This window comes from Kitasatospora sp. NPDC015121, assembly GCF_055562955.1.
On record NZ_JBVHEH010000006.1, the window covers coordinates 15171 to 26566 of the forward strand.

The following is an 11396-nucleotide window of genomic DNA, read 5'->3' on the forward strand; positions in this document are numbered from 1 at the left end:
GGGTCGGCACTCATGCCGTGGACGGCGGCTCGGGGTCGGGTCCCGGCTCCGGCTCGGGTTCCGGCTCCGGCTCCGGGAGGTGGGCGGTCTGGAGCTGGACGGTGCGGCGCCGGGTGATGTGCAGGGCGCGGCCGGGCGGGAGTTGGCGGGGTTTGACGCTGCCGAAGAGGGTGCCCTCGCTGGGCGGGCAGGAGAGCAGGGTGACGGGGGTGTTGACGTCCTGGAGGCGGCGCAGCAGGGCGTCGTTGTAGGCGCGGCCGATGCCGTTGGCGGAGCGGGCGACGATCAGGTGGAGGCCGAGTTCGGTGCCCTGGGCGAGGTGGTCGAGGACCGGGGCGAAGGGGTGTCCGGCGCCCGGCTGGGTGGGGACGAGGTCGTAGTCGTCGACCAGGACGAACAGTTCGGGGCCGGTCCACCAGTCGCGCAGCCGCAGCCGGGCGGGGCTGATCTCCTCGCCGGGCAGCCGGGCGGTCATCGCGCGGGCGGCGCCGGTGACGACCTGCTTGAGGACGTCGAGGGCGACGGCGTAGCCGAGGCGGTACTCCTCGGGGACGCTCTCGTACAGGCCGCGCCGGAAGTCGACCAGCATGATGCGGGCCTCGGCGGGGGTGTAGGCGGTGGTGATGGCGTTGACCAGCAGGCGCAGCAGGTTGGTCTTGCCGCTCTCGCTGTCGCCGACCACGAGCAGGTGCGGGGACTCCTCGAAGTCGTGCCAGAGCGGCGCGACGGTGCTGCCCTCCAGGCCGAGCGGGACGCGCAACCGTCCTTCGGGGGACGGGAGTTCGGCGGCGTCGAGGAGGGCGGGCAGCATCCGCACCTGCGGGGCGCGCGGGCCGGTCCAGTGCTCGTCGACGGCGTCGATCAGGTCGGCGACGCCGTCGGTGAGGCTCTCGCTGTCGCCGAGGCCGTCGATCCGGGGCAGCGCGGTGAGGAAGTGGTGGCGGTCGGCGGTCAGGCCGCGGCCGGGCAGCCGCGGGACGGTCTGGGCGGCGCGCATGTTGATCACCGAGTCGATCGGGTCGCCCAGCCGCAGTTCGAAGCGGGTGCCGAGCTGGTCGCGCAGACCGCTGGGGACGTCGTTCCAGCGGGCGGCCGAAACCACCAGGTGGACGCCGTAGTTGAGGCCGCGGCCGGCGATCAGGGCGAGCGCGGGCAGCAGCGCGCCGAACTCCTCGCGGACGGTGTTCCAGCCGTCGACGACCAGGAACACGTCGCCGTGCCGCTCCTCGCCGAGCACCGGGTCGGCGGCGGCCCGGCGGCGCCGGAACGCGGCGGCGGAGTCGATGTTCCGCTGGGCGAACAGCAGTTCGCGGCGGGCGATGACGTCGGCGACCTCGGCGACGGTGCGCTGCACCCGCTCGGGCTCGTGCCGCCCGGCGACGCCGCCGACGTGCGGCAGGTCGCGCAGCGCGGAGAGCGTGCCGCCGCCGAAGTCCAGGCAGTAGAACTGGACTTCGCGCGGGCTGTGGGTGAGTGCCAGCCCGGCCACCAGGGTCCGCAGCAGGGTGCTCTTGCCGCTCTGCGGACCACCCGCCACGCCGACGTGCCCGCCGGCCGCGGACAGGTCGGCGGTCAGCAGCTCGCGCTGCTGCTGGAACGGCCGGTCCACCACGCCGACCGGCACGGTCAGCGGGCCGACCGCCGGGCGTCCGTCCGGGGCCAGGCCGTACCCGGGGACGGGGGCCAGCGGCGGCAGCAGCTCGTCCAGGGTGGGCGGGGTCTCCAGCGGCGGCAGCCAGACCCGGTGGGCGGGCGGCCCGGCGTCGCGCAGCCGCTCGGCGGCGAGTTCCAGCAGCGTGGTGGCCGGCTCGTCCTCCGGTACGGGGGCGGGCAGTTCGGGTTCGGCGCGGCGCGGCGCCACGTAGTCGGTGCCGTACGGGACGATCTGCCCGGCCGCCGCGGCCTGCCGGGCCGCGCCGCGCCGGCGCCGGTACGGGCCGGAGACGTACGCGGACTTGAACCTGGTCAGGGTGGCGGTGTCGCTGCGCAGGATGCCGTTGCCGGGCTGCGAGGGCAGCTGGTAGGCGTCCGGGACGCCGAGCACGCCGCGACTCTCCATCGCGGAGAAGGTGCGCAGGCCGATCCGGTACGACAGGTGCGACTCCAGGGCGTGCATCCGGCCCTCGTCCAGGCGCTGCGAGGCGAGCAGCAGGTGCACGCCGAGCGAGCGGCCGAGCCGGCCGATCATGATGAACAGGTCCATGAAGTCCCGGTGCGCGGAAAGCAGTTCGCTGAACTCGTCGACCACCACGAACAGCGTCGGCAGCGGGTCCAGCGGGGCGCCGGCCGCCCGGGCCTGCTCGTAGTCCAGCAGCGAGCTGTAGGTGCCGGCCGCGCGCAGCAGCTCCTGGCGGCGGTTCAGCTCGCCGTGCAGGGCGTCGCGCATCCGGTCGACCAGGGCCGCCTCGTCCGCCAGGTTGGTGATCACCGCGGAGGTGTGCGGCAGGTCGTCCAGGCCGAGGAAGGTCGCGCCGCCCTTGAAGTCGACCAGCACGAAGTTCAGCGTCTCCGAGGAGTGGGTCAGCGCCAGCGCCAGCACCAGGGTGCGCAGCAGCTCGGACTTGCCGGAGCCGGTCGCGCCGATCAGCATGCCGTGCGGGCCCATGCCGCCCTGCGCGGACTCCTTCAGGTCCAGTTCCACCGGCGTGCCGTCCGCGCCGACGCCGATCGGCACCCGCAGCCGCCCGCCCGGCGGCCGGGCCGCCCAGCGCGCCGCCACGTCGTGCCGGTACAGGTCGTTGACGTCCAGCAGCGCCGTCAGGTCGAAGTCGGTGCTCAGCGGCTCGGCCGCGTCCAGCGCGTCGCCCAGGCGGTACGGCGCCAGCGCGGTGGCGAACCGGGCCGCCGCCGGGCCGGACAGCGCGTCCGGGCGGCCGAGCACCGTCGAGGTGTCCTGCCGGTTGCGGTCGGTATTCACCAACTCCACTCGACTGTCCGCGAGTTGCAGACGCAGCCGGTGCGGGCCGGGCTGCCACTCCAGTGCCCCGGCCAGGTCGATCAGCACCGCGTTGCGGTACCCCGCCAGCGCCGCCCGGCTGCCCGCCGGCAGCGCCACCCCGTCCAGCACGACGACCGTGAACGGCTCGTCCCGCCCCGGCTGGGTGTCCGGCTCGTACGGCGGCCGGTCGGTGAACTCCGGGCCCAGCAACTGCTCCAGCTCCAGCAGCGAGTCCGCGACCAGCCGCACCGGGCCCGCGCCGTCGGTGTCCACCGGGTGCAGCGCGTGCGGCAGCCACTTCAGCCACGACCACTCGGTGCGCAGGTCCGGCGCCACCGCGGCCGCGATCCGCAACTCGTCCGGGGCGTGGAAGAACGCCAGCTGGGCCAGCACCGCCCGGACCAACTCCCTGGCCGACTCCCCGGGCACGGACTCCTGCCGGGCATCGCCCCCCGGCTCGGGCGCGGTGCGGACCAGCACGTGCGCGTAGCCCCGCACGTGCACCGCGATCGGCTGGTCCGCGACCGAGCCGTACGCGTGGATGAACCGGCGCAGCGCGTGCGCGCACAGCGGCTCCAGGTCCTCCACCGGCTGCGTCGACAGCGGCGCCAACCGCACCGCCAGGCGCTGCGCGCCGACCGCGATCCGCACGTCCCCGAAGTCCGGGTGCGCCGCCCGCCGCTCCCACAGCCGCGAGGACCGCACCATCGACCCCAGCGCCCCCGGCGCCGGATGCCGCCACGCCAGCGCCTCCCGCTGCGCCGCCACGTGCCGCCGCACCTGCCGGCGCATCTGCGCCAGGTACCGCAGGTAGTCCCGCCGCTCGGCCCGCAACTGCCGCTTGCGGTCACCCGCGCCCCGGATCAGCTGCGTCACCAGCATGCCCACCGCCGACAGCCCCATCATGCCCATCGCCACGTACGTCAGCGGGCCGTTCGCCGACTGCGGGTTCAGGAAGATCATCACCATCGAGAGCGAACTCAGCGCCATCGGCGCCATCGCGATCACGTTGCTCATGCCGCTCTGCTGCTCCGGCAGCACCGGCGGCTCCTGCAACTGCAACTCGCCGTCCGGCATCGCCGGCCCGGGACGCCGGGGCGGACGGTCGACCAGGACCACGCTCAACGGGACTCTCCTCCTCCGGGGACGGACCGGGCCGACCCACCCAGGCGTACGGGCGGCGGGCGGTCCGCGGTTCAGTCGAACCGTCCGGTGAACCGTCCGGGGCGCGCCGCCCGTACTCCTCCGGCGGGGGAGCAGGCAGCGCGAAAGGGGAACGGACAGCGATGAGCGGTGGCACGGCGGCGACCGGACTGGTCCGGCTCAGGTTCCGGACGCCCGGAGCCGCGTTCGAACTCGCCCTCCCCGGCGACGTCGTCCTCGCCGACCTGCTGCCCGCCGTCCTCGGCTGGGCCGGACCCGGCGTCGAGGAGGACGGCGGCGACCACTCCGGCTGGGTCCTGCAGCGCGCCGGCGGCGCACCCCTCGACGAGGAACGCACCCTCGACGCCCTCGGCCTGCGCGACGGCGAGGAACTCCACCTCCGCCCCGGCCAGGCCCCGCTGCCCGAAGTGCACTTCGACGACCTGGTCGACGGCGTCCGCACCGGCACCCTCGCCCGCGGCGACTCCTGGCGCCCCGCCGCCACCCGCCACCTCGCCCTCGCGCTCGCCCTCACCGCCCTCGGCTGCGGACTCCTGCTGCTCGCCCTCCCCGGCCCCGCCGCACCCCGCTGCGCGGCCGCCGCCCTCACCGCCCTCGCCCTGCTCGCCGGCGGCCGCGCCCTCGCCCGGCAACTCGACGACCCCGCCACCGGCACCGCCCTCGCCCTCGCCGGCGTCGCCTACGCCGCCGCGGCCGCCGCCCTGCTCCCCGGCGTCACCGGCCCCGCCCGGCTGCTCGCCGGCGCCTCCGCCGCCGCCGGGGCCACCGTCCTCGCCCTCGCCCTCACCGGCGCCGGACCCGTCTTCGCCGGCCTGCTCGCCGCCGCCCTCCTCGCCTGCGGCGCGGGCGCCCTCACCGCCTACGGCGTCCCCGCCACGCACGCCGCCGCCGTCACCGCCGCCGTCGCCGTGCTGTTCGGCGCGTTCGTGCCCGCGCTCGCCTTCCGCCTCTCCGGACTCCGCCTGCCCGCCCTGCCCCGCAACGCCGACGAACTCCAGCAGGACATCGAGCCCTTCCCCGCCGACGACGTCCTCGCCCGCAGCCTGGTCGCCGACAGCTACCTGGCCGGCCTCTTCCTCGCCGTCGGCGCGGTCTGCGCCACCGCCCTCACCCTGCTCGCGGCCGCCCACGACGGCGGCTGGGCCGTCCCCGCCACCGTCGCCGACCTCTCCCTGCTGCTCCTGCTGCACGCCCGCGACATCGGCGGCCTCCGCCAACGCCTCGCCCTCCTCCTCCCCGGCGCCCTCGGCCTCGCCCTGCTCGCCCTCCGCACCGCCCAGCACACCGACCCCGCCGGCCGCCTCCTGCTGCACGCCCTGCTCGCCGCCGCCACCACCGCCCTCGTCATCACCGCCCGCACCGTCCCCGGCCGCCGCCTCCTCCCGTACTGGGGCCGCGCCGGCGACCTCCTGCACACCCTGACCGCCCTCGCCCTGCTGCCGCTCGCCCTCCAGGTCCTCGGCTTCTACGGCGCGATGCGGGGGCTCGCCGGATGAGAGCGGTTCCGGCGGCGGGCGCCGCCACGACGGCGGTTCCGGCGGCCGTCGGCCGCGCCGGTGGCGCCGGGGCGACGAGCCGGCCGTCCGTCAGTCCTTCGCAGTGACAACCCCCAGGAGGTACCCGACATGCAATCCCGACGCGACCAGGTGCAGGCCCACCTGTTCGTGATGGGCCGGGTCGCCGCAGGCGTGCTGCGGGCCGAGCCGGACGCGCCGGACACGCCGGTGGGGCGGACCAACCGGGGGGCGGTGCTGGGACTGGCCGTCGCGCTGCTGATCGGCGCGGGGGCCGGGGTGTACGGGCTGGTGAAGCCGGGCGGGGCGACCGGGTGGAAGAAACCCGGGACGCTGGTGGTGGTCAAGGAGACCGGCGCCCGCTACCTGTACGCCGGCGACCTGCTGCACCCCGTGCTGAACGAGGCCAGCGCCCGGCTGCTGGCGGGCGGTCAGCTGACGGTCGTCCAGGTCGCCGCGCGCTCGCTGGACGGCACCGGCCGGGGCACCCCCGTCGGCATCGTCGGCGCGCCGGACGGGCTGCCCGCCGCAGGTCAGGTCGGACCGGCCGACTGGCTGGTGTGCAGCGTGCAGACGGCGGGCACGGGCGCGGGCGCGGCGAAGGCCGCCCCGCAGCTGGCCGTCAGCATCGGCGCCCGGCAGCCCGGGCGGGACGCGGGCGAGCAGGCGGTGCTGGTCGCCGGGCCGGACGGCGCGCAGCACCTGCTGTGGCACGGCCGCCGGCACGCGCTGGGCGGCGCGGCGCGCGCCCTCGGCTACCCGGGCGCCGAGCCCGTCCCGGTCACCGCCGCGTTCCTGGGCGCGTTCCCGGCCGGGCCGGACCTGCGCGCCCCCGAGGTGCCCGGCCGGGGCGGGGCCGGGCCGGTGCTCGCCGGCCAGCCGACCCGGATCGGGCAGCTGTTCGCCGGCACCGGCGCCGAGCGCTACCTGCTGACCCAGGGCGGCCTCGTCCCGCTCACCGAGACCCAACTCGCCCTGCTCCAGGGCGATCCGCGCACCCAGCAGGAGGCGTACGGCGGCGGCCGGGTCGCCCTCGCCCCGGTCGGCGCGGCCGACCTCGCCGCGCACTCCGCGCCCGCCGCCGGCGCGTTCGACCCGACCGGCCTGCCCGACCGCCCCCCGGCGCTGCTGCGCCCCGCCGCCGACCGGGCGCTGTGCGCGGCGCTGCACCCGGGGACGGGCACCGGAGCGGACGAGGGCGCGCTGACGCTGACCGTGCCCGACGCCGCCGGCGTGCTGGGCCTGCCGCCCGCGCTCCAGCCCGGCGTGCTGCCGTCCTGCGCGCCCGCCGACCGGATCGCGGTGCGGCCCGGCGCGGGCGCGCTGGTGCGGGCGCTGTCCGGGGGCGGCTACGGTTCGACGCTGTACCTGGTCACCGACGGCGGCGTGAAGTACCCGCTGGCCTCGGCGGCCGCCGCCGAGCGCCTCGGCTACGGCAAGGCCGCGCCCGCCGCCGTCCCCGGCCGGGTGCTGTCGCTGCTGCCGACCGGACCCAGCCTGGACCCGGCCGCGCTGACCGCCGCCGGCGTCGTCCCGCCCGCCGCGACCGCCGAAGGACGCTGCACCCGGTGAGCGGCCGCCGAAGGACGCCGCACTCGGTGAACCGCCGCGCGGGGCGCGCCCGTTCACCCTGGCGGGCCGTGTCCGAGCGCGGTCCCGCGACACGCCCCGCCGTCCGTTCCGGGTCGGCGCCACGCGAGGAGGGACAGCGCACGTGAGCACGCCCACGTTCAAGAACACCGACGCCGCCATCGACCGGGTGATCGCCTGGGTGCAGGGCCAGTACCAGGCGATGGAGCAGACCCGGCAGCACATCGACGGCATCACCGACGCCGTCCGGGACAGCTTCAAGGGCGCGGCCAGCACCGTCTACCAGGACAAGATGACGGAGTGGGCCGCCGAGTACGCCAAGGTGACCCGGGCCTACCAGGACTTCGAGGAGAAGCTGGCGGCCGGCAAGGGCCAGCTGGGCAACGCGGGCGAGCACACCGTGAAGCTGGCGCACGGCATCGGCGGCGGCGGCACGCTCCCCGACTACATCGAGGGCGCGCTCAACCCGAAGTAGTCCCGGCCCCCGCCCCCCGGCGGCCGCCCGTCCCAGCCACCCCGACCGAAAGGCCCGACCCATGAGCGGCGACCTCGAACTGCACTACGCCAACCTCGACGCGGCGATCGACGACCTCGGCGCGAGCTTCCAGCAGATGGTCCACCAGAACGAGGAGACCACGACCCAGCTGAGGACCGTCCTCGGGACCGAGCTGATCGGCCAGTTCTCCGGCGCGGTCGACACCTTCTCGGCCCAGCTGAGCACCGCCGACGGCCGGATGGCGACCAAGATCGGCGAGGCCCAGACGGCCCTCGGCGAGATGCGCGACACCATCCGCGACGCGGACATGCTGGCCAGCACCCACTTCGACCACACCAGGGGCTGACCCCGGTGGCGAAGGAGGAGAAGGACGACCCGGAAGGCGGCGGGGGCGGCGGCGAGGTCAAGGTCACCGAGAGCTACCTGCGCGACTTCGCCGAGCAGAAGCTCCAGTGGCTGATCCACGACTTCGACGCCTCCGAGCCGCGCACCACCGTCAAGTTGTACCTGGGCGGCGGCGACGGCAAGGGCGGCAACCACCTGCTGGCCGGCACCCCGGTGGACGGCACCCCGGCCCCCGGCGCCCTGGTCACCGCCCTGAGCGGCTACGCGGGCGCGCTCGACGCCTACTTCGGGGCGCTCTCGCTGCAGGCCGTCCGGCTCCGTGAGGACCTGAAGCACGCCTCCTGGGCGCTGGGCGACGGCCACGAGGACGCGCTCACCGCCGCCCAGCTGATGTGGCTGATCGACGACGTCCTCAACGGCGGCGGCACCAACCCGACCGCCCCCAGCAAGCCCTGACGCCCGGGCGGGCGGGCCACCCGGCCCGTCCGCCCGCCGGCCGCACCGCACCGTCCCAGGGAGGGAACCGCCGTGGACCAGTGGGAAGACGTGCTGAGCCTGCTCGCGCCGTCGCAGTACACCACCCGGGACGGCCGGTCGGCCGTCACCGACCCGAAGACCGAGTGGATCGGCGGCCACAACGTCGAGATCACCGACGGCATCAAGGGCGCCGACCTCGCCGGCCAGGCCTTCGACACCTGGTTCTCGTGGAACTTCTCCTACATCTACAACAACGAGACCAAGTACGGCAGCGTGGCCGTCGGACTGACCCTCAAGTGGGACGAGTTCCTGGCCGCGACCACCCCGTTCGGCAAGTTCCTCCGGGACGGGCCGCGGGTGCTCTACCCGCTGTGGAGCAGCAAGGCCAACGACCGGATCAGCGTCGCCAGCTTCGAGGACGCGGCGGTGATGCTGGAGAAGGCCACCTGGTTCCTGGACGGCTGGATCCCGGTCACCCGCAAGTGGGCGACCGACGTGGGCAGCCCCGGCAGCGACTGGCAGGGCAGCGCGGCCGGCTCGTTCGCCGCCGTGCTGACCGGCTACGGCCGCGAGCTGGAGACCCTGCGCGACCGCCTCGCCGACACCGACCTGCCCAAGGCGCTGCGCGCCTGCGGCACCACCGTCGCAGGGGTCCTGCAGCCGCTGGTCACCGCCTGGGAGGCCTGGCGCAACAGCCCCGAGGCCAGCCCGGTGCGCGCGCTCGCCAAAGCCCTCGCCGAAGGGCTGGGCGGCGCCAGGGTGCACCTGGAGGCCAGCTCCAAGGGCGGCGGCGGCGACTTCTGGGAGAACCAGGGCGGCAAGCCGGCCACCGCCGTCGACGGCTCCCCCAGCGCGGCCTCCGGGTTCACCGTCACCTTCAGCGGCGCCAAGTTCGGCGACCCCAAGCAGGACGACTTCTGGAACACCGTCAAGGAACGCGCCAAGGCCGTCTGGGAAGCCGACCTGAAGCCCCTCGACGACGCGGCGAAGACCGCCCTGAGCGCCATCCAGACCAGTTACAACCAGGCCCGCACCCTGATGGAGAACCACCCCCTGGGCACCGCCCAGCTGCGGATGCCGTTCAGCGAGCCGCCGAGCACCGGCCCCGGCACCGACGACCCCACCAAGGACCCGACCAAGGACATCACCGGGCCCGGCGGCGGCGACTCCGGGACCAAGGACGTCACGGGCCCCGGCGGCGGCGCCGGCATCAAGGACATCAAGGACCTCGGCGGCGGCACCGGCGGCTCCGGCTCCGGCGGCGGCCTCGACCTCGGCGGCGGCACCGGCGGCGGGACGGGCACGGGCGGCGGGACCGGCACCGGTTCCGGCGGGCTCGACCTGATCGGCGGCGGCGGCCTCGGCACCGGCGGCACCGGCGGCGGCACCGGCACCGGAAGCGGCTCGACCAAGCCTGTCACGCTGCCCGCCGGCTCCCGGATCACCGACGACGGCCGGATCGTCGACGCCAACGGCAAGCCCGTGCTGGACGCCAACGGCAACCCGATGCTGGCCGGCAAGGACTACACCATCGGCCCCGACGGCACCCTGCGCGACGCCAAGGGCAACCCCGTCCCGCAGTACCGGCAGCTGATCACCGACAGCTACGCCGGCGACTCCGGGGACGACCTGCTCGCCCCGAACCGCTTCGGCACCGGCGGCTTCACCTACACCACCGGCGGCCTCGGCTCCGGCGGCACCGGCTCCGGCGGCGGCTCCTCGTTCGGCGGGCTGCCCGGCCTCACCGGCACCGGCGGCGGCCTCAGCTCCCGCGCCCTCGTCAACGGCGGCGACCCGGTCGCCGTCAGGGCCGCCGTCGAACAGGCCAACGCCGAACGGGCGGCCGCCCAGAAGGCCGCCGCGGCCGCCGCCGAGGAACAGGCCCTGCTGACCGGCCGGCAGACCGCCACCAGCTCCTCCGGCATGCCGCCGATGATGCCCCCCGGCGGCGCCGGCGCGGGCGGCGCCCCCGGCGAGAAGGACCGCCGGCGCACCACCTGGCTGGCCGAGGACGAGGAGGTCTGGGGCACCGAGACCGGAGCCGTCCACGGCGTCATCGGACGCTGACCCGCCGCCGGCGAGACACACCCCCCGTACCGGAAGGACCGACATGAGCAACCCGTTCGCCGAGCAGATCGCCCTCGCCATGGAGGAGATGCAGGCCGAACTCGCCAAGGCCGAGGCCGTCCAGCGCGAGCTCGACGACCTCACCGCCTCCGCCACCACCAAGGACCGGATGGTCACCGCCAAGGTCGGCTCGCAGGGCCAGGTCGTCGCGCTGACCTTCCACACCGACGCCTACCGGTCGATGGCGCCCGCCGAGCTCGGCAAGGTCCTCACCGACGTCCTCAACGAGGCCCGCGCCACCGTCGGCGAGCGGATCGCCGCCCGGATCGGACGCTTCGACGGCCTCGGCGAGACGCTGCGGCTGTCGATGACCGGCGGCACCGAGCTCGACGACCTCCTCGCCCCGCTGTACGCGATGCGCCCCGGCGGCGAGTCCGGCACCCGGGCGCGCGGGACCGACCGGCAGGAGGAGTTCCGTGGCTGAACCGAGGAACACCTCCAAGAACTCGGGCCTGAAGGGCACCTTCACCGAGTTCGACCGGCTCCGGGAACTGGTCGGCGAGGTGAACGCGAACCTCGACGTGATCAACCGGGGCAACCTGCACGTCGGCGGCGACGACGAGATCGGCAAGCAGTACCACCAGCAGGTCGACGAGGGCACCCGGATCCTCACCGAACTGGTCACCAGGATCCAGACCAGCATGGGCCGCTTCTACGAGGGCGGCGTGACCTACTCCGACGCGCTCGACCGCGCCGACGACGACGGCACCAGGACGATCAACTCCAAGCTCTGACCGGCCCGGCG

Annotated in this window: 9 protein-coding genes; 8 read left to right on the plus strand and 1 reads right to left on the minus strand. The window is 75.5% G+C overall.

Annotated elements, in window-relative coordinates; all coding sequences use genetic code 11:
- Positions 1 to 10: 10 nt before the first annotated feature.
- Positions 11 to 4015 (minus strand): type VII secretion protein EccCa, encoded by a 4005-nt coding sequence (gene eccCa, locus ACZ3J7_RS10155; RefSeq protein ID WP_465619364.1) that lies wholly within the window; start codon positions 4013 to 4015, stop codon positions 11 to 13.
- 209 nt (positions 4016 to 4224) lie between these two features.
- On the opposite strand from eccCa, the gene eccD reads away from it, so the two are divergent.
- From eccD to ACZ3J7_RS10195, 8 genes are all read left to right on the plus strand, one after another.
- On the plus strand, positions 4225 to 5598 hold the full coding sequence (eccD, locus tag ACZ3J7_RS10160) for a type VII secretion integral membrane protein EccD (protein ID WP_465618784.1): 1374 nt from the start codon (positions 4225 to 4227) through the stop codon (positions 5596 to 5598).
- A gap of 129 nt (positions 5599 to 5727) precedes the next feature.
- Complete coding sequence (gene eccB / locus ACZ3J7_RS10165) at positions 5728 to 7188, plus strand: type VII secretion protein EccB (protein WP_465618786.1); 1461 nt, start codon at positions 5728 to 5730, stop codon at positions 7186 to 7188.
- Between the two features lie 142 nt (positions 7189 to 7330).
- Positions 7331 to 7681 carry a WXG100 family type VII secretion target gene (locus ACZ3J7_RS10170; protein WP_465618788.1) on the plus strand — a complete coding sequence of 117 codons (351 nt, stop codon included), beginning with the start codon at positions 7331 to 7333 and terminating at the stop codon, positions 7679 to 7681.
- 61 nt (positions 7682 to 7742) lie between these two features.
- Entirely contained in the window at positions 7743 to 8048 is a 306-nt protein-coding gene (locus ACZ3J7_RS10175; RefSeq protein ID WP_465618789.1) for a hypothetical protein, read from the plus strand.
- Between the two features lie 5 nt (positions 8049 to 8053).
- The gene (locus ACZ3J7_RS10180) at positions 8054 to 8503 is read left to right on the plus strand and encodes a hypothetical protein (RefSeq protein WP_465618791.1); all 450 of its coding nucleotides are present in this window, start codon (positions 8054 to 8056) and stop codon (positions 8501 to 8503) included.
- Positions 8504 to 8575: 72 nt separating this feature from the next.
- Positions 8576 to 10591: a hypothetical protein gene (locus ACZ3J7_RS10185; protein WP_465618793.1), complete on the plus strand. Its 2016-nt coding sequence runs from the start codon at positions 8576 to 8578 to the stop codon at positions 10589 to 10591.
- 43 nt (positions 10592 to 10634) lie between these two features.
- Positions 10635 to 11075: a YbaB/EbfC family nucleoid-associated protein gene (locus ACZ3J7_RS10190; RefSeq protein ID WP_465618795.1), complete on the plus strand. Its 441-nt coding sequence runs from the start codon at positions 10635 to 10637 to the stop codon at positions 11073 to 11075.
- Entirely contained in the window at positions 11068 to 11385 is a 318-nt protein-coding gene (locus ACZ3J7_RS10195) for a hypothetical protein (protein ID WP_465618797.1), read from the plus strand. Before ACZ3J7_RS10190 ends, ACZ3J7_RS10195 begins: the two co-directional genes overlap by 8 nt.
- Positions 11386 to 11396 lie beyond the last annotated feature (11 nt).